The sequence below is a fragment of the Symbioplanes lichenis genome, from assembly GCF_030709675.1.
GTDB classification, from domain to species: Bacteria; Actinomycetota; Actinomycetes; order Mycobacteriales; family Micromonosporaceae; genus Actinoplanes; species Actinoplanes lichenis.
In genome coordinates this window covers 220,424-239,457 of record NZ_JAUZQD010000010.1, presented here as the reverse complement: position 1 = coordinate 239,457, position 19,034 = coordinate 220,424, and the positions used below count along the sequence as shown (strand labels likewise).

The 19,034-nt window shown below is 71.6% G+C and carries 16 protein-coding genes; 1 reads left to right on the top strand and 15 read right to left on the bottom strand.

Annotation, left to right across the window (positions count from 1 at the left end; genetic code table 11):
* Positions 1–43: 43 nt before the first annotated feature.
* The gene (locus RAN62_RS24835) at positions 44–850 is read left to right on the top strand and encodes an MBL fold metallo-hydrolase (RefSeq protein WP_305787156.1); all 807 of its coding nucleotides are present in this window, start codon (positions 44–46) and stop codon (positions 848–850) included.
* A gap of 282 nt (positions 851–1,132) precedes the next feature.
* Here the strand turns inward: RAN62_RS24835 and RAN62_RS24830 are convergent, their stop codons facing one another.
* From RAN62_RS24830 to RAN62_RS24760, 15 genes are all read right to left on the bottom strand, one after another.
* The gene (locus tag RAN62_RS24830) at positions 1,133–3,790 is read right to left on the bottom strand and encodes a beta-L-arabinofuranosidase domain-containing protein (RefSeq protein ID WP_305787155.1); all 2,658 of its coding nucleotides are present in this window, start codon (positions 3,788–3,790) and stop codon (positions 1,133–1,135) included.
* Positions 3,787–5,223, bottom strand: coding sequence for an aminopeptidase P family protein (locus RAN62_RS24825; RefSeq protein ID WP_305787154.1), 1,437 nt, complete (start codon positions 5,221–5,223; stop codon positions 3,787–3,789). The genes RAN62_RS24830 and RAN62_RS24825 overlap by 4 nt, the downstream gene beginning before the upstream one ends.
* Positions 5,220–6,506, bottom strand: a complete 1,287-nt coding sequence (locus RAN62_RS24820; RefSeq protein ID WP_305787153.1) for an alpha/beta fold hydrolase — start codon at positions 6,504–6,506, stop codon at positions 5,220–5,222. The genes RAN62_RS24825 and RAN62_RS24820 overlap by 4 nt, the downstream gene beginning before the upstream one ends.
* The gene (locus tag RAN62_RS24815) at positions 6,503–7,333 is read right to left on the bottom strand and encodes an ATP-binding cassette domain-containing protein (protein ID WP_305787152.1); all 831 of its coding nucleotides are present in this window, start codon (positions 7,331–7,333) and stop codon (positions 6,503–6,505) included. Before RAN62_RS24815 ends, RAN62_RS24820 begins: the two co-directional genes overlap by 4 nt.
* A complete protein-coding gene (locus RAN62_RS24810; RefSeq protein ID WP_305787151.1) occupies positions 7,330–8,148 on the bottom strand; it encodes an ABC transporter ATP-binding protein in 819 nt (272 codons plus the stop codon). Before RAN62_RS24810 ends, RAN62_RS24815 begins: the two co-directional genes overlap by 4 nt.
* Complete coding sequence (locus tag RAN62_RS24805; protein WP_305787150.1) at positions 8,145–9,143, bottom strand: ABC transporter permease; 999 nt, start codon at positions 9,141–9,143, stop codon at positions 8,145–8,147. Before RAN62_RS24805 ends, RAN62_RS24810 begins: the two co-directional genes overlap by 4 nt.
* Positions 9,144–9,228: 85 nt before the next feature.
* Complete coding sequence (locus RAN62_RS24800; protein ID WP_305787149.1) at positions 9,229–10,170, bottom strand: ABC transporter permease; 942 nt, start codon at positions 10,168–10,170, stop codon at positions 9,229–9,231.
* Positions 10,171–10,177: 7 nt separating this feature from the next.
* Entirely contained in the window at positions 10,178–11,872 is a 1,695-nt protein-coding gene (locus tag RAN62_RS24795; protein ID WP_305787148.1) for an ABC transporter substrate-binding protein, read from the bottom strand.
* Positions 11,873–12,052: 180 nt separating this feature from the next.
* Positions 12,053–12,721, bottom strand: a complete 669-nt coding sequence (locus tag RAN62_RS24790; protein WP_305787147.1) for a GntR family transcriptional regulator — start codon at positions 12,719–12,721, stop codon at positions 12,053–12,055.
* A 69-nt stretch (positions 12,722–12,790) separates the two neighbouring features.
* Positions 12,791–14,149 (bottom strand): aldehyde dehydrogenase (NADP(+)), encoded by a 1,359-nt coding sequence (locus tag RAN62_RS24785; protein WP_305787146.1) that lies wholly within the window; start codon positions 14,147–14,149, stop codon positions 12,791–12,793.
* Positions 14,150–14,160: 11 nt separating this feature from the next.
* Entirely contained in the window at positions 14,161–15,162 is a 1,002-nt protein-coding gene (locus RAN62_RS24780) for a proline racemase family protein (RefSeq protein WP_305787145.1), read from the bottom strand.
* Position 15,163: 1 nt separating this feature from the next.
* Positions 15,164–16,093 carry a dihydrodipicolinate synthase family protein gene (locus RAN62_RS24775; RefSeq protein WP_305787144.1) on the bottom strand — a complete coding sequence of 310 codons (930 nt, stop codon included), beginning with the start codon at positions 16,091–16,093 and terminating at the stop codon, positions 15,164–15,166.
* On the bottom strand, positions 16,090–17,475 hold the full coding sequence (locus RAN62_RS24770; protein WP_305787143.1) for an FAD/NAD(P)-dependent oxidoreductase: 1,386 nt from the start codon (positions 17,473–17,475) through the stop codon (positions 16,090–16,092). Before RAN62_RS24770 ends, RAN62_RS24775 begins: the two co-directional genes overlap by 4 nt.
* Positions 17,468–17,800 (bottom strand): (2Fe-2S)-binding protein, encoded by a 333-nt coding sequence (locus tag RAN62_RS24765; protein WP_305787142.1) that lies wholly within the window; start codon positions 17,798–17,800, stop codon positions 17,468–17,470. Before RAN62_RS24765 ends, RAN62_RS24770 begins: the two co-directional genes overlap by 8 nt.
* Positions 17,797–18,987 (bottom strand): NAD(P)/FAD-dependent oxidoreductase, encoded by a 1,191-nt coding sequence (locus tag RAN62_RS24760; protein WP_305787141.1) that lies wholly within the window; start codon positions 18,985–18,987, stop codon positions 17,797–17,799. Before RAN62_RS24760 ends, RAN62_RS24765 begins: the two co-directional genes overlap by 4 nt.
* Between the last annotated feature and the right edge of the window lie 47 nt (positions 18,988–19,034).

The window sequence follows — 19,034 nt, the reverse complement described above, 5'->3', positions numbered from 1 at the left end:
GGTGCCGCACAGTCGGTTTCCCGCCGTCCGACCGAGGAGCCCCATGCCAGCGCCCGCCGGGATCACCGTCCACCACCTGCCCACCGGCACGTACGAAACCCGGGCCGCCCTGGCCGTCCAGGGCGGCTCGTGGCGGGACAAGCGGCAGTTCGCCGCCTCCGCGGTCCTCGTCCGGCACCCGGACGGAGACCTGCTGATCGACGCTGGATTCGGTTCCAGTCTTGCTCAGCACCTCGCGCTGCTGCCCCGATATCGGCGCGCACCCCACGAACTGGGCCGCACGGCCGCCGACCAGCTCGACGCGGCGGGCTACGACCGGAGCCGGCTGCTCGGCGTCGTGCTGACGCACACCCACTGGGACCACGTCAGCGGCCTGGACGGCCTCGGCGGCACACCCGTCTGGATCAACCAGGACGAGCTCCGGTACGCGACCAGCGAGCCGGACGGTGACGTGTTCCGCCACGTTTCCCGGGGCCACGAGCTGCACGAGTACGCGTTCGACAACGGCGCCCACCTCAGCTTCCCCGCGAGTCACGACGTGCACGGCGACGGTTCCGTGGTCATCGCCCTGGCCGGTGGCCACACGACCGGCTCAGTCATCGTCTTCGTGACCGCGACGTCCGGCCGGCGCTATGCCTTCATCGGCGACCTGACCTGGCAGCTCGACGGCATCCGCCGCGGCGCCGAACGCCCGTGGCTGATGCGCAAGCTGGCCGACGTGGATCCCACCCGCGTGCACCAAGGCCTGCAACGCATGATCGCCCTCGACGGCACCCTGCAGATCGTGCCGGCCCACGACCTCGCCGCTTACGACGGCATTCCCACCCTGCTCCCCGCCGCCCATGCCTGAGCAAAGCCCGACGCTCCGGCGCGAAGACCCTCCGCCCATGCCTGAGGAAGGCCCGGCGCTCCGGCGCGAAGACCTTCCGCCGTCGCGGGAGCCTTGCCCGTCCGGTGCAGAGGCCGCTCTCTCCCGGTGCAGAAGCCGCTTCCAGTTGACGCATGAACTCCTCTGGCCGGTGCGGGAACCGCTTCCAGCTGAAGCACGCGCGTTCCCCGGTCGCCGCGGGAGCCTTTTCCGCACAGCGTAAGAGAGCCTCCTCCGCCGATGCGGAACCGGCGGAGGGGGCCTTCAGTCGCGGGACAAGGCGGGGAGAATGACCGTCTGCACCGGCGTGGTGTTGCCCGCCCTGTCGGTCGCGGTGAACTCCAGCGTCTGCGGCTCGTCGCGTAACACCCGCGTGAACGGCTCCTGGAACACGCCCCAGAACGTTTCCGCCGTGCGCCACTGGATCCGGTCCACACCGGACACCTCGTCGACCGCGTCGAGCGTCACCTCGACATTGGTACCCAGGTCGCGGAGGCGCGCGGTCACCACGGGCGGGGCGGTGTCCACGGCCACCTCGCGCGTGGCGTGAACGGTGCGGCCCAAGGCGTCGGTCGCCCGGGCCCGCAGCACGTGACGCCCCTCGGATACCACCTCGTCCAGCGACGACACCGACGCGATGCCGGGGCCGGGCGACACCACGGTGACCGCGGCGGACGGCATCGTCGTGTACCAGCCCGACGCGGCGGGCGCCCCGGCCACATCGATCCGGAGCACCGGGACCGCGTCCGCTGCCCCGATCTCCGGCGGCAGGTCCCAGACCACTACCTCTGCGGTGGAGGACCGCCAGACCGTGGCGGCCGGGATATCGACAGCAACCCGCGCCCATTCGAGCCCGGCGGGCGCAGTCAAGGCACCGGAACGCGGCAATGCGCCCGACAACAATGGCACCGACGACGGCGAGGAAGCCGATGACGAAGACGGCAACACCGACGACGGCTGCGGCGGCTGCGACGGCGACGGCGACGGCGACGGCGGCGGCGCGTCCAGGGTGCTTGATGCGGCGGCGACCAGGACCGCCTGTACCTCGGAGCGGGTGAGCAGGCCCGCGTCGGCGGCGCGGAGGGCGTACCGATGAACTGCGGTGAGGAAGTCGCTCACCGAGAGATAGCCGCCCGAGCCCCACAGCGCCGTCAGGAAGGACCAGCCGTCCTGGTCGCGGCGGTTGGGGACGCCGGGGTCGGCGCCGCGGAAGGCGATCCGCTCGTCGTCGAGCCGCAGGTACATGTGATAGCGGTGGTCGCCGCCGGACCAGGCCGGCTCGAACGTGCGGCCCAGCGCGGACACCAGGTCGTCGGCGGCCGTGAAGTCGCCGATGCTGCCGTCGAGCAGCCGGAAGGCGGCCGGGGCAATCGGCAGCGTGGTCGTCGCGTCGTCGCGGGCCAGCAGCACGGTCGGGCCCCACTCCACGGACACCAGCGCCGGGTCGTCCGGCGTGGGCACGAGCCACAACGGCATCGGCAGGTCGAGGGAAACGGTTCCAGAAGGTTCCAGAATCGTCAGAAAGCCGTTCACAGCCCCGGGTACGGAGGCCCAGGGCGGGATGCGCAGATGCAGCGCCGTGATGTCCGGGGTGTGCAGAGTCAGAGACACGTGCCCGTCGCGCGGGTACCGGGTGTGCACCGTGAGCACGCCGTCGAGAACGGACGGCACGTACTGGAGGACGTACAGCTCGGTGCCGTCCCGGAAGTAGATCGAGTCCTGGTGCTTGACGTGGCTTTCCAGGCCGGTGCCGCCACAACATGTGCCCACGTTGTCGTACTCGCGGACCGCGCCGGGGTCGACGGGATACATGTAGAGGACTTCGGGACTCGTGTCCGAGATGACGTCGGCCCGCGATCCGACGATGTGGTTGAGCGACGCCCGCTCGACATAGTCGAAATAGCGGCTGTCCCGGGTGTGCGCGAAGAGCCCCCGAGCGATCTTTATGAGGTTGTACGTGGCACAGCTCTCCGCGTTGCGCCGGCCCACGAATCGGGCCACCGCGCCAGCCGGGCCCCACAGCTCACCCTCGCCCGTGCCGCCGTGCGCGAATGTGCGGCCGGGCACGATCTGATCCCACAGGTTCAGAACCGCATCCAGGTAACGGCGCTCGCCCGTCGCCTCGTACTGGGCGATGTGGCCGGCCAGCATGGGCAGGTGCTGATTGGCGTGCATGCCATCCAGAACGTCCCGGCCGGCGACCGCGTCATCGAGGAACGTATCCATCTCGAAGGCGGCCGCGGCGTCCAGGAACACTTGCTCACCCGTGAGCCGGTGCAGGGCGACCATGCTCTCGTTCATCCCGCCGTACTCGCCGGCGATGTAGAGCGACCACATCCGCTGCCGCTGCGCCGGATCCACGCGCAGAATCCGTTGCGCGGCCCAGTGCCCGAGGCGCGTGACGACCTCGAGCGCCTGCGCGTTCCCGGCGTGGACATGGGCGTCGATCAGCCCCGCCATGATCTTGTGGCAGGTGTACCAAGGAGCCCAGATCTCCCCGTACGGCGCCAGCTCCTCAAGCCGCGAGAACTGCCATTCCCCGTACGCCGCCAGAAATCCCGGATGCGTGAACCGTCCCGTGGCCGCCAGCGCCGCCTGCACTTCCGCGAGCCCCGCCACGAGCTCGCCCGTCTTGTCCCGCAACGCCGGCACCCGCGCCAGCATGGACAGGAAATGCCCGGCATAGTGCCCGCGCAGCAGTGACGCCGTCGGAGCGACCCCCGCCCCCGGGTAGTCCGCCTCGCCCCACGGCTCCTCCGCGGGATGACCGAAGTCCTCCCAGTTCCCCGGCGGTTCGGCGCCCCGGGTGTCGAGGCCGGCGTTGGCCCGGAAAACCGCCAGCAGCCGATCCACGGGATAGACCCGGGCCAGATGCAGCATCTGCTCCTGCGCCCGAGCCTGCACCCCGTCGAGAAGGGTCACTTCGCGAAACGGGAAGCCCACTGCTCGATTCCTTCCGCGTCGATCGGGAGCGCCCCGGACAGCACCTCGTTGCCGGCCGGTGTCACGAGCAGGTCGTCCTCCAGCCGGACGCCGATTCCTCGCAACTCCGGTGGCACGGTCTCGTCGTGCGCGTGGAAGTACAACCCAGGCTCCACGGTCAGCACCATGCCCGCCTCCAGCGCGGCACCGTGGTACTTGTCGTACTCCGACTTTCCGCAGTCGTGCACGTCCAGGCCGAGATGGTGTCCGACTCCGCAGACGATGTACCGGCGGTGCTGCTGGCCCTCGGGAGCGAGCGCCTCGTCCACCGACACCGGCAGCAGCCCCCAGTCGGCCAGCCCCCGCGCCAGCACCTCCATCGACGCGAAGTGGAAGTCCGAGTACTGCCCGCCCGGCCGCACCTGGGCCATCCCCGCCCGGTGCGCCGCCTCGACCAGGTCGTGCACCTGCCGCTGGGCCGCGCTGAAACCGGTTCCCACCGGGATCGTCCGGGTCACGTCCGCCGTGTAGAGCGACCGCGCCTCGACGCCCATGTCCAGCAGCAGCGCCTCGCCGGGCAGCACCGGCCCGTCGCAGCGCACCCAGTGCAGGATCGGCGCGTGCGGCCCGGATCCGACGATGGTGCTGTAGCCGGGACCATTGCCGAACGTGCGCGCGTGCCGGTCGAAGGTGCCCTGCAGCCAGCGCTCCCCCAGACCCCGCGAGACGGCGTAAGCCACCTCGCCCGCGACCGCCTCGAACCCGCCGACCGTGGCGTCGACAGCCGCCCGCAGCTGCCCGATCTCCCACTCGTCCTTGATCATGCGCAGGTCCGACAGCACCTCGCCGGCGTCCGCGACCTCCGACGGCATGACCAGTGAGTCCAGCGGCCGCACCGGCAGGTCCAGCGCCTCGGCCCACGCGTCCAGCCCGGCGGACGGCCCGACCCACAGCTCCCCGTAGGCAGCGCTGGCGTAGAAGTCCCGTTCCCCCGGGCGCGCCGGCGGCGGCAGATACAGCACGGCATCGTGGCCACCGGCGTGCGGGCGCATCACCAGCACCGCCCCCTCGGCCTGGCACGACGTCGCCCACACGAAGTCGCTGTCGGCCCGGAACGCGTGGTCGGCGTCGCCGTTGCGGTTCTTGGCGACCCCGGCGGTCAGCACGATCGTCCGCCCGGGCAGCGCGGCGCTGAGCCGGGCGCGGTGGTCGGCGGCGGCCCGGGCCGCGGCGGAGTCCACCGGCGCCGGAACGTGCTGGTCGGCCCAGCCCTGCCCGATCAGCGCCCGGAAGCCAGGGCTGTCGTCGGCCAACCGCGGCGGCTTGGTCCCGGCCCAGGCCGGCCGGGTGACGCCGGCCGGCGAAACGACCCCGGCCGGCGAAACGGCCCCGGCCGAAGGAATGGCCCCGGCCTGTCGGATGGTGTCGCTCATCGCTGCTCTCCTCCTCGGTCGCGGACCATCTCGCGCAGCCGGGTGAAAACGCGCCCACTGCCGATGCCGTCGTGCTCGAACTCGTTGGTCACCCACGCCTGCGTGGCGCCGACCTTCGCCAGCGTGTCACGTTGCAGGCCGGAGTCGACGAACACGTCGTCGAAGTACACCGCCGCGGCCAGCGGCACCTCGTTGGCGGCCAGCCGCTCCGGGTCGTAGAGGGGCGTCCACTTCTCCACCGCGGCCAGCTCCTCCATCGCGGCGGCGAAGGGCCGCAGCGTGGTGATCTCCTGGAACATCCACGGGAACGCCATCTCCGTCGTGAAGAGCAAAGGCCGGCGGGAGGGTGAGAACTCCGGCCGCCGATCCCGCTCGCGTTGCGCCGCCCAGCGGAACGGCCCGTTCGCCCCGTCGCCGTAGATGGTCTCCTGCAACGTCCAGAAGAGCGGGTTGCCCGCCGTCGAGGAACGCACCAGAACCGATTCCAGGAAGTCGTCAGTCAGCCGGCCGCCCGGCGCGAACGCCTCCGACACCAGCCAATGCAGGCGCAGATGCCCGGGCCCGAAACCCAGATCGCCGCCGAGCGACTGGAATCGCCGCACGGACAACGGCGACCCGTCCGGCAGCAAGACATCCCCGTCCGCCAGCCGATCGGCAATCGCTGAAACCGTTTCCACGTCCTGCGGATAGCGCCGGTAGAAGTCGGCTGTCTTCTCCGCCGCCCGGGTGAACGTGCGCCGATAGACCTCGTCCGGGCTCGGCGGCAGCCCCGGGATCCCGCCGCACACATAGCAGGCGGCCAGCGCCTCCGGGGCGATCGACAGGTAGGTGAGGGTCAGCCAGCCGCCGAAGCTCTGCGCCAGGGTGGCCCACTTCTTTCCCCGGTACGCCGTCCGCCGCACCTCCTCGAGATCGCGCACGATCGAGTCGGCCCGGAACTTGAGCAGGTAGTCGGCGGCGGCCGCCCCGGAGGGGAAACCCGCGACGACGGTCCCGTCGACCGGGGTGCTGCGCCCGGTCCCCCGCTGGTCGACCAGCACCACGCGATAGTGCGGCAGTGCCTCGGCCAGCCAGCCATCCACACCCGTGGGCCGAGGATTCGCCCCGCCCGGCCCGCCCTGCAGATAGGTCAGCAGCGGCAGATCCTCCCGGCGCCGGTCGGGATCCACGAGCTCGCGCACGAAGACCTCGATCGAGGCGCCGGACGGGTCCGACCAGTCCAGCGGGACCGGAACGGTGAACTCCCGGATCCACGCCCCGGGAATCGGATACTCAACTGTCATCGGGCCACCGCATTCCGCCGCCGCGCGGCTTCCCATTCGGGCCGGATCCGCGGGACCGCGGCCAGCAGCTTCCGGGTGTACTCGTGCTGCGGGGCCCCGAACACGGCGTCCCGCTCGCCCGTCTCGACCACCCGGCCGGCGGTCATGACGGCGACCGAGGTGGCGATCTGCCGCACCACAGCCAAATCGTGCGCGATGAACAGGCAGCCGAAGCCCTCCTCGCGCTGCAGGTCCCGCAGCAGGTTGATGATCTGCGCCTGCACCGACACGTCGAGCGCCGAGACCGCCTCGTCGCAGACCAGCACGCGCGGGCCGACGGCGAGCGCCCGGGCGATGCCGATCCGCTGCGCCTGCCCGCCGGAGAACTGCGCGGGATACCGGCCGACGTGATCCGGGTTCAGCCCGACGCGGGACAGCAACGCCTGCGCGACGGCCCGGGTCCCGCCGGGGATCGGCCGCTTCTGGTAGCGCAGCGGGGCGGTGACGATCTGCTCCACGGTGTGCCGCGGGTTGAGCGACGAGAACGGGTCCTGGAACACCACCTGGATCGTCCGGCGCACCCGCAGCAGGTCGTCGCCCTCGGCCCGGGTGACGTCCTGCCCGTCGAGCAGGACCGTGCCCGAGGTGACGTCGAGCAGCCGGGCGGCCAGGCGGGCGGTGGTCGACTTGCCCGAGCCGGACTCGCCGACCAGGGCGAGCGTCTGCCCGGCGTGCAGCTCGAACGACACGTCGTCCACGGCGGTGAACTTCGCGGCCGGCTTGAACAACCCGGCCGTCCCGGCGACGGCGAACTCCTTGACGAGGTTCCGTGCTTCCAGAAGCGTCACAGGTCACCCCCGAGGCTGCGTAGTGAGGCGATCTCGTCGTCGATTCGCGGCACCGCGTCCAGCAGAGCCTGCGTGTACGCCTCCCGCGGGTCGGAGAAGATCTGCTCGGTGGAACCGGTTTCCACCACGTTCCCGTGCCGCATCACCACGACGTTGTCGGCCACCTCGCTGACCACGGCGAGGTCGTGGGTGATGAGGATCAGCGCGGCCCCGGTGTCCCGGCGCACCTCGGCCAGCAGGTCGAGGATCTGCGCCTGCACGGTGACGTCGAGCGCCGTGGTCGGCTCGTCGGCGATGATCAGCTCCGGCTCGGTGCTGAGCGCCATCGCGATCATCACCCGCTGGCGCATGCCGCCGGAGAACTGGTGCGGGTAGTCGTCGACGCGGCGGCCGGCTTCCTTGATGTGCACACGTTCCATGGCCTCGATCGCCACCTGCCGGGCCGCGCGGCGGCCGACTCCGGAGCGGTGCGAGCGGTAGGCCTCGGCGATCTGGGTGCCGACCGTGTAGTACGGGTTCAGCGACGAGAGCGGGTCCTGGAACACCATCGCGATCCGGTTCCCGCGGACTTCCCGCATCTTCCGCTCGCTCAGGGCGGTGAGCTCCTGACCATCGAAGAAAACGGTTCCAGTACGAGAAGCGCCGGGCGGCAGCAGCCCCATGATCGCGAGACTGGTCATCGACTTGCCCGACCCCGACTCCCCCACGATGCCGAGAGCGCCGCCGGCGGGAACGCTGAAACCGATGCCGTCGACCACGGGCGGCGCGGAGGACCCGAAGCGGACGGTCAGGTCGCGTACGGAAAGAAGGCTCATGTCCCCATCCCCACCCGGACCCGCGGGTCGATCGCGGAGTAGAGCAGGTCGACGGCCATGTTGCCGACCACCACGAAGAACGCGGCGAGCAGCGTGACCGCCATGATGACCGGCTGGTCGTTCTTGGTGATGGAGTCGGCGGCGAGCTTGCCGACCCCGTTGATGCCGAACACCGTCTCGGTGATCAGCGCGCCGCCGAGCAGCCCGGCGAAGTCCATGCCGGCGATCGTGACGATCGGCGTCAGGGCCGGGCGCAGCGCGTGCCGCCGCCACACCAGGTCCGGGCGCAACCCCTTGGCCTTCGCCGTACGCACGAAGTTCTCCCCGAGCGTGTCCAGCACGTTGGCCCGCGTGAGCCGGGTGTACGACGACGCGTAGCCGATCGCCAGCACGGTCCACGGCAGGATGAAGTTGAGGAACCACTGCGCCGGATCATCGGCGAAGGGGACCGCTTGCGGGAACGGCAGCCATTGCAGCTTGACCACGAAGACGTACTGGAGAGCGAGCGCCAGCACGTAGTTCGGGATCGACATGCCGCCCAGGGTCAGCCCGGCGATGAACCGGTCGGCGAACTTGCCCTCGCGCACCGCGCTGATCAGGCCGCCGATGACGCCGGCGAGCAGCCAGAGCACGGCCGCGCCGATCGCCACGACCGCCGTCACGGGCAGCCGCTGCATGATCATGTCGGTGACGATCTGCGACGTCTGGAACGAGTAGCCGAGGCACGGCGCCGGGCAGTGCACGACCGAGGCGCCGCTGCCGTAGTCGCGCCCCACGAAGAGGCCCTGCAGGAATTGCAGGAACTGCGTCAGGAACGGCTGATCCAGCCCGAGGTTCGCGCGGATCTGGTCGATGCGGTCCGGCGTGCAGTTCTTGCCGCAGATCTGCACCGCCGGATCGGGCGACAGCACGAAGAAGATGATGTACGTGAACAGGCACACCAGGAAGAGCACGAGCAGCATGCCCGCCACCCGGTGCACGACATAGCGAGTCACGCTGTGCCCTCCTTCGGCATGCCCTCCTGGCCCTCGCCTGCGAGGCCGTTTCCGGGTGCGGCTGGGTGCCGCTCGGTGCAGTCGGTCATGCCCTGCCTCCCGGGTCCACGGCCGCGCGGACACGGTCACCGAGGACCATGAACGCCAGCACGAGCAGGGCCAGGAACGCGCCCGGCACGAGGAAGAACGTGGGCACGACGGAGTACCAGCTCACCGAGCTCGCGATCATCTGGCCCCACGACGGCGTCGGCGGCACGAGACCGACGCCGAGGAACGACAGGCCGGCCTCCGTACCGATGTAGCCGGGCACGGCCAGGGTGACCATCACCAGGATGGTCGACCGCAGGTTGGGCAGGATCTCGGTGAAGACGAGCCGGGTCCGCGAGGCGCCCGACGCGCGGGCGGCCTCGACGAACTCGCGCTCCTTGAGCGACATGGTCTGGGCCCGCACGATCCGGGCCAGATAGGGCCAGCCGAAGACCGAGATCACCAGCACCAGCAGGTACTGCCGGTCGTCGGCCGGCAGCGCGGAGAGCACCGCGATCATGAAGATCAGTGCGGGGAAGGCCATGAGGAACTCCATGACCCGCGAGACCACCATGTCCGTGCGGCCGCCGAAGTAGCCGGCCACCAGCCCGAACACCACGCCGAGCACGGTGGTCAGCGCGGTGGCGCCCAGCGCGATCAGCATCGACGACCGGGCGCCGTACACGATGCGGGCGAAGATGTCGCGCCCGCTGCCCGGCTCGACGCCGAGCCAGTGGTCGGCGGAGATGCCGCCCCACGACCCGAGCGGCACGCCGCCCAGGTCGGGGTTGATCGCGCTCTGGTCGAACTGGTACGGATCCCAGCCGCTCAGCTTCACGATCAGAGGCGCGAACACCGCCATCAGGACCACGAGCCCGATGTACGCGAGGCAGGCCACGGCCGCCCAGTCGCGCCGGAGCGCGTGCCAGACGCTGCGCCGGGGATCCTCGGTGACCACCGCGGGGGCGGCGGCCTCGAGTTCCGGGGATTGGATCGACACGTCAGCCTCAGCCCTTCGACGCGTCCTTGAGACCCACGATGCCGTAGTCGACGTCACCGGTCGGCGCGACCACTCCGGCCACGTTGGTGCCCGGCAGGTAGATGCGGTTCTCCACGTTGAGCGGGACGATCGGCGCCAGCTCGAGGATCTGCTTGTCCAGCGCGCCCCAGGCGGTGTTGGCCGCGGTCAGGTCGGTCTGGTTCTTCGCCGCGTCGATCGCCTTGTTCACGGCGTCGTCGTTGATCTGGGCGAGGTTCTGGTTGCCCTTGGGGGTGATCGTCCGGCCGTCGAACAGCGGCGGCAGGAAGGTCGAGGCGCTCGACGCCCAGTCGGGGCACCAGCCGGTGATGGCGGCGTCGTGCTGCTGCGACGGGGTGCCGATGGTCTCGTAGTAGGTGGACACGTCGATCACGTTGAGCTTGACCGTGATGCCGGCCTTGGCCAGCGACTGCTGGATGGCCTCGGCCTGCCGCTGGGCGACGGCGTTGGAGCGTACGTCGAGGGTCATCGTGAAGCCGCCGGCGAGCCCGGCCTGGGTGAGCAGCTCCTTGGCCTTCGCCGGGTCGCCGGCGTGGTTCGCGCTCGGGTAGAGGTCGAAGTCGGTGTGCCCGGAGACCGTCGCCGGCAGGATCGTGGTCGACACCGTGGCGAACTGGTTGCCGCCGGTCGCGTTGAGCACCGCGCTCTTGTCCACGGCGTAGCTGACCGCCTGGCGCACCTGCACGTTGTCGAGCGGCTTCTTCGTCGAGTTGAGACCCATGTAGGTCTGGCAGGTCGACGGCGCCTTGACGACGCGGCCGGTGAACTGCGGCGCCTGCAGCCGGGCGATGGTGGCCGTCTGCACGCTGCCGGCGATCGCGTTGACGTCGGCGCCCTGGCCCGCCATGAGCCGCTCGTCGATGGTCGCGCCGTCGATGCCGATGTCGAACTGCCACTTGTCCGGAAGCGATTTCCGGACGGTGTCCGTGGAGGCGTCCCACTGCTCGTTGCGCTTGAGCTGGATGGTGCTGCCCGGGGTGAACTTCTCCAGGTCGTACGGGCCGGAGGACACGATGTCGTTGATGAACGAGTCACCGGAACCGGTTCCCGCCGGGAACGGCGTGCCGCTGGGCATCGACAGCGCCGCGTCGAACTCGGGGAACGGCGCCTTGAGGTGGAACACGATCGTCTTGTCGTCGGGCGTCTCGATGGTCTTCAGGTCGCCCGAGCGGTACGGGCCCTCATAGCCCTCCGGCGCGTCGACGAGCTGCTTGAGGTAGGGCGAGCCGATGCCGATCTCGGGGTCCCAGCTGCGGCTGATGCCGAACTTGACGTCCTTGGCGGTGATCGGGGCGCCGGTGTCGAACTTGATGCCGTCCTTGAGCGTGTAGGTCCACGTCAGGCCGTCCTCGGACACCTTCCCGAGGCTCTGCGCCAGGTCGGGGACCATCGCGTTGGGGTCCTGGGCGTCGTTCGGCGCCTTGGTGACCAGCTGGCGGTAGACGAGGCGGTAGAAGGCGTTCACGCCGCCGTCCCAGCCGCGGGCCGGGTCGAGGTAGGAGAAGTCGTCGGCCTGCAGCACGTGCACGGTGCCGCCCCTGACGGCCGTGCCGTTGCTTGCGGCGCCGGACGGGCCGGACGACGAGCCGCCCGAGCAGGCCTGCAGGGCGAGGGTGGTGACGACAAGGCCGGCCAGGGCCACGGGAGGTGCGGTTCTCTTCAAGGGGGGTCCTGCCTTCCGCGAATAACTCGATCAGGAAGTGCGCGGGGTACCGGATGCGACCCGGATCACCATGGGGAGACAGTAATATGTCACACCTCGCACGTGAAGAGTTCGCACGAAGTTGTTTACCAAGACGAAAGGCCGGCCACCGTACGGTGACCGGCCCGGACGCGAGCGGTGTCAGTCCTCGGCGCGCCCGTTCCACCAGCCGAGCACGTGCCCGATGTGCGCGTTCATGAGCGTCTCCGCCCCCCGGCCGTCCCGCGCCTCGAGCAGGTCGACGAGGCTGTGGTGCTCGGCCGCCGACCGGGCCAGCTCGGCCGAGCCGATCATGTCCGCCAGCCCGACCATCCGGGTCTGCTGCCGCAGGTCCTTCACCAGCGCGACCAGGCGGCGGTTGCCGTGCAGCTCGAGCAGCCGCAGGTGGAAGTCCATGTCGGCGGCGAGATAGGCGGCCAGGTCGGCGGCCGCGGCGGCGTCCACGATGACCTGCGCCTTCGCCCGCAGCTCGGCCGCCGCGACGGGTTGCAGGGCGCGGGCGATCTCGCGCATCGGCGGGCTCTCCAGCTGCTGGCGCAGCCGGACGATCTCCCACAGGTCCTGCTCGCTGACGTCGGTGACCCGGAAACCCTTGTTGCGCACCACATCGACGAACCCGCGCTTCTGCAGGTTGAGCATCGCCTCGCGGACCGGGGTCGCGGAGACGCCGAAGCGCGCGGCAAGGGTCGGTGCGGTGACCAGCGTGCCCGGGGCGAGCTCGCCGGAGACGATCGCGGCGGCGACCGCGTCCTCGACGGTGCCCCGCAGGCTGACGCCGACCTCGACCGGGCCGATGACCGATGAGCTCACCGGCGACCTCCTCGCCTCTAGTGCAATGTCACACAGCGTCCCCGCGCCCCGGACACCAAAGTATGGCACTCAGCGGTCGCGCAGCTCCGCCGGGAGCACCGTCGCCGGGGCGCCCTGGAACGCGACCGGGCGCTGCCACCGGGAGATGGCGGCCAGCCCCACCGACGTCGAGGTGGGCGCGGTCGTCGCCGGCCACGGCCCGCCGTGCTGCTGCGCCCCCGACACGGTGACACCGGTCGGCCAGTCGTTCCACACGATGCGCCCGGCCGTGTCGGTGAGCACGTCGGCCACCGCCACGGCGACCGGGTCGTCACCCGAGCTCTGCCCCTGGATCGTGGCGGTGAGCTGCCCCGGCATCGCTTCCAGCAGCGCGGTCAGCTCCTGCTCCGAGGAGTAGCCGACGACCAGCCCGGCCGGGCCGAACATCTCGATGTCGAGCACCTCCGGGTCCGCCAGCACCTCGGCGGCGGACGCGGTGAGCACGCTGGCGTGGACACCCTGCTCGTTGGCCGGTCCGGTGGCCGCGACGGTGACGCCACGATGCGACTCCACCCAGCGTACGGCATCGGTGAAGCCCTCCTCGATGCCCGGCGTGAGCATGCGGCCGGGTCGCGGGAGGTCCACCGCCGACACGAAGGCGGAGGCGTCCGGGACCAGCACGACGCCCGGGTTGGTGCAGAACTGACCGGCGCCCAGCGTGAGCGACCCCACCCAGCCCTCGGCCAGGGCGGCGCCGCGCTCGGCCCACGCCGCCGGCGTCACCACGACCGGGTTGACGCTGCCCAGCTCGCCGTAGAACGGGATCGGGTCCGGCCGCGAGACCGCGATGTCGAACAGTGCCCGGCCGCCCTTGGTCGAACCCGTGAAGCCGACCGCCTTGATCCGTGGATCCCGCAGCGCCTCGAGCGACGCCTCCACGCCCTCGATGAGCCCGATCGCGCCCTCGGGGAGGGCCTTGGCGACCACGTCGAAGGTGCGGCGGGACAGCCGCGGGTGGCCGGGATGCGCCTTGAGGACAACGGGACACCCGGCGGCGATCGCGGACACCGTGTCGCCGCCGAAGACGCTGAAGGCGAACGGGAAGTTGCTCGCCGCGAACACGAGCACCGGCCCGATCGGCACCACGGTCCGGCGCAGGTCGGGCCGCGGGCCCATGCCCCACTCCGGGTCCGCCGGGTCGATGCGCGACGGCAGCAGCTCACCCGAGCGCAGCCCCTGCGCGAAGAGCCGGGCCTGGAACGTGGTGCGCTTGAGCTCGCCGGTCAGCCGGGGCACCGGCAGGTGCGTCTCGGCGTGACCCAGCGCGATCAGCTCGTCCGCGGCGGCGTCCAGCGCGTCCGCCGCCGCCTCGAGCCATCCGGCCCGCTCCTCCGGCGTCGCGTGGCGCATCGGGACACGGGCCGCGGCCGCGGCTTCCAGGACAGTCACAGCAAAAGCTCCTAAAACTCGAAACCGGCCGGGTACGGATCCGTCGGGTCCAGCATGTACTGGCCGATCCCGGTGATCCAGGCGCGTCCGGTGATGGTCGGCAGCACGGCGGGGATGCCGCCGATCGTGGTCTCCCCCACCAGGCGCCCGGTGAACGTGCCGCCGATGAACGACTCGTTGACGAAGTCCTGCCCGATCGCCAGCTCGCCCCGCGCGTGCAGCTCGGCCATGCGCGCCGACGTGCCGGTGCCGCACGGCGACCGGTCGAACCAGCCGGGGTGGATGGCCATGGCGTGCCGCGAGTGCCGCGCGGTCGAGCCGGGGGCGAGGAACTCGACGTGGTGGCAGTGGTCCACCCCGTCGATGGCCGGATGCTTCGGCGGGGCGGTGGCGTTGATCGCGTCCATGATGGCGAGGCCGGCCTTGAGGATCTCCTCCTTGTGGGCCCGGTCGTACGGCAACCCGAGCGCGTCCAGCTCGACCATGGCATAGAAGTTCCCGCCGAAGGCCAGGCTGTACGGGACCGTGCCGTAGCCGGGCACCTCGACCGTCACGTCCAGCCGGTCGCAGTAGGACGGCACGTTCTCCAGCGTGACGCTCTCGGCGTGCCCGTCCTTGACCTGCACCTGCGCCACGACCAGGCCGGCCGGGGTGTCGAGCCGGATCGTGGTGACCGGCTCGGTGACCTCGACCATGCCGGTCTCCACGAGCACGGTGGCCACGCCGATCGTGCCGTGCCCGCACATGGGCAGCAGCCCGGACACCTCGATGTAGAGCACGCCGAAGTCCGCGTCGGGGCGGGTCGGCGGCTGCAGGATCGCCCCGCTCATCGCCGAGTGCCCGCGCGGCTCGGTGACCAGCAGCCGCCGCAGGTGGTCGAGGTGCTCGATGAAGTGCAGCCGCCGCTCGTTCATGGTCGCCCCGGGGACGACGCCGAACCCGCCGGTCACGACGCGGGTCGGCATCCCCTCGGTGTGCGAGTCGACGGCGGAGAACAACCGCGACGCACGCACGTCAGACCGCCACGGCCCGGTACGTCTTCAGCGCCGCCACGGCCCGCTCGGTGTCCGCGGTGACCTGGGCGGTGTGCTCGGGCGTGAGCGGTCCGCGGGGCGGGCGGCACGGGCCGCCGTACCGGCCGACCAGGTCCATGCTGAGCTTGATGGCCTGGACGAACTCGGTGCGCGAGTCCCACCGGAACACGGCGACGAGCTGCCGGTAGAGCTCGCGGGCCTCGAGGAACCGCCCGGCGACCATGTGGTCGTAGATCTCGACCGACTCGGCCGGGAAGACGTTGGGGAACCCGGCGAACCAGCCCACCGCGCCGTCGGCCATCAGCTCGAAGAGCACGTCGTCGGCGCCGGCGACCACGTCGATGTCGCACTGTTCCCTGATCTCGAAGAGCCGGCGCACGTCGCCGCTGAACTCCTTGATGGCACTCACGTTCGGCAGCTGCGCGATCTCGGCCACCAGCGACGGTACGAGGTCCACCTTGGTGTCGATCGGGTTGTTGTAGATCATGATCGGCAGCCCGACCTCGTCGATCTTCGTGTAGTGCTCGACGACCTGGGCGTGGCTGGCCCGGTACATGGTCGGCGGCAGCGCCAGCACACCGTCGGCGCCGTCCTCGGCGGCCAGCTCGGCCCAGTGCTTGGCCTGGTGCCAGCCCGGCCCGTGTACGCCCGCCACGACCACGCCCCGCCCGGCGACGGCCTCCACGGCCACCTGGACGACCTTGCGGCGCTCGGCGTCGGTCAGCGACGAGTACTCGCCCAGCGAGCCGTTCGGCCCCACGCCCCGGCAGCCGTTGCTGATCAGCCAGTCGCAGTGCTCGGCGTACTTGTCGTAGTCGACCTCCAGCCCGGCGGGGGCCTTCGCGTTCTCCTTGTACGGCAGCGCGGTGGCGACGATGACGCCGCGCAGGTCGACGGGTCCGGTGCTCATGAGGGGTCCTCTCGCAGGCTGGCCAACTCCCCGAGACGTACGGGGGTCGCGATGGGTCGGTGGGCGGTGCGGCCGGCGTCGAGCAGCCCGGCCGGTCCCGCGGCGAGCTCCTCGACGGCCCGCCCGCAGGTGCGGCCCTGGCAGATGCCCAGGCCCGCGCGGGTGGTCAGCTTGAGCGAGCGCAGCCCGCGGGTGCCGGTCATCGCCGCGGTCGCGCGCAGCTCCCCGGCGGTGACGTCCTCGCAGCGGCAGACCAGCGTGCTGTCGTCCACCCAGGACTGCCAGCCCGGCCGGATGCCGTGCGCTGTTTCCAGCCGCTTCGCGAATTCCCGGAACGTGTCCCGGGCGCGCGCGGCGGCGGGCGGTGGCGCGTATCCGGCCGCCGCGGCCCCGGCGATCTCGCCCTCGGCCAGCGCCAGGTCCACGCCGCCGATGCCGGTCAGCTCGCCGGCGCTGAACACTCCTGGAACCGATGTCAGCTGGTTCCCGTCGACGTCCACGATCCCGTTCGTCGCGCGGCAGCCCGCGGCGATCGCCAGCTCGGAGCGCGGCACGAAGCCGTGGCTCACGCAGACCGCGTCGACGGCGATGCGGGAATCGGTTCCCGGGATCGGCGACCAGTTCCCGTCCAGCCGGGAGATCGTCACCGACTCGACCCGGTCGGTGCCGTGCGCGGCGACGACGGCCCGGCCGGTCCGGTACGGGACGCGGTGCCGGGCGAGGTCCCGGACGTAGCCGGCCAGCTCGGCGCCCTTGGCCCCGGCCTTCGCCAGCCGCCACGGCTTCGAACCCCAGCCCCGGGCCAGCTGGACCGGGCCGGCGGCCTCGAGCACCCCGGCGACGCGGGCACCGGTGCGGATCAGGCTGGAGACGACGGGCAGCAGGAACGGCCCGGAACCGGCGACCAGCACGTTGCGGCCGACGGCGACGCGTTCGCCCTTGGCGAGGGCCTGGGCGGCGCCCGCGGTGTAGACGCCGGGCAGGTCCCAGCCGGGGAACGGCAGCGTGCGCTCGTGCGCCCCGGTGGCGATCACCAGCGCGTCCGGCTCGAACGTCCGCGCCTCGCGCCGCTGCCCGTCGGCCGGGCCCACGAGCACGTGGACGCGCGGCGGCCGCCCGTCGCGCCGGTCCACCGACCACACGTGCCCGTCGCACACGACCTCGATGTCCCGCAACGCGTTCCGGAACGTCTGGAATCGGTTCCAGCCGTGGTGCAGTTCGTGCTCGTCCGCCGTGGCGCGGGCGGCGGGCAGGTGCCGCCAGTACTGGCCGCCGACGTCGTCCGAGGCCTCGATCAGCACGACCCGGGCGCCCCGGCGGTGGGCGGCGAGCGCGGCGGCCATCCCGGCCGGGCCGCCGCCGATCACGACGACCTCAGGCATCCACGTCACTCCCCTGGAATCGGTTCCCGGACTGGTCACCGGCGGCGGCTTCCTGGGACTCCCCGCGGTCCCCCGCGGCGGCTTCTTGGAAATCCACGCGGTCCCCGTCGGCGGCGCGGCGCTGGCAGGCCCGGACGTCGCGCAGGCCGTTGACCACCACGAGGCAGTCGAAGCAGACGCCGATGCCGCAGAAGATGCCGCGCGCCTTGCCGGTCTTCGCGCTGCGCCGCCACGAGACCCGCCCCTGACTCAACAGGACGCCCGCGATGGTCTGGCCCTCCTCGGCCTCGACCGGCTGCCCGTCGACCTCGATCCGGATGCTCACCGCTCCCCCTCCGCGCCCCGTCCGTCGAGCGCCGCCGCCAGTCCCGGGCGGTCCAGGCCGAACTCGTTCTCCGGCCGATCCCCGGCGAACAGCTCGCCGATCAGGTCGCCGGTGGCCAGGCTCAGCCCGATGCCCGCCCCCTCGTGCCCGGTCGCGTGCCACAGCCCGGGCAGCCGCGGGTCCGGCCCGATGATCGGCAGGTGGTCGGGGACGAAGGGCCGGAACCCCCCGTACGCCCGCATCACCTGCGCGTCGGCCAGGAACGGGAACAGCAGCAGCGCCTTGGCCGCCAGCTCGGCCACCACCCGCGCCTCGATCCGGTCGTCGAACCCGCGCCGCTCCCGGGACGAGCCGATCAGCACCGTTCCCGCCGCGGTCGACTCGACGACGCTGGAGGTCTGCAGGTCGGCCGAGCCGGAGCCGACCGCGCCCACGTAGTCGGCGTCGTAGACCTTGCGCCGGATCCGATACGGCATCCGCGACGTGACCAGCACCGTGCCGCGCCGGGGCCGCACCGGCAGCACCACTCCCAGCCGCGACGCCACCTCCGCCGACCACGGCCCGCTCGCCACGACGACGGCATCGGCGCCCAGGGTGCCGGCCGTGGTGTGCACGCCGGTCAGCCGCCCGCCGGTGTGGACGCCGCCGGTCACCTCGACACCCTGGCGCACCTCGGCCCCGTGCCGCCGGGCCGCCGCGAGCAGCGCCTCGGTCGCGACGACGGGCTGGATCTGGGCGTCCTGCGGGTAGAAGACGGCGGCCGTGAAGTCGCGGGTCAGGTCGGGCTCCAGCTCGAACGCGCGGGCCCGGTCCACCTCCTCGGCGACGATGCCCGCCGCGCGCTGCGTCTCCGCGAACTCGCGCAGCCCCTTGGCGCCCGCGTCGGTGGTGGCCACGACCAGGCCGCCCTTGTGGTCGAGCTCCAGGTCGGGGAAGCCGGCCGGCAGCTCGTCGCGCAGCTCCTGCCGCACGCGGTCCCACGCCACCAGGGAGCGCTGGGTCAGCCGCAGCTCGGCGCCGGGGCCCTTGTCGGAGACGAGGATGTTGCCCTCGCCGCCCGAGGAGGTGCCGCCGGCCGTCGCGCCCCGGTCGAGCACGACCACCTCGCGGCCCGCGCGGGCGAGGACACGCGCGATCGCGGCGCCGACGATGCCGGCCCCGACGACGAGGACCCGTTCGCTGGACACGCCAGTACTATGTCACATGCTTCCCTGACCGGGAAGTCATCCGGCAT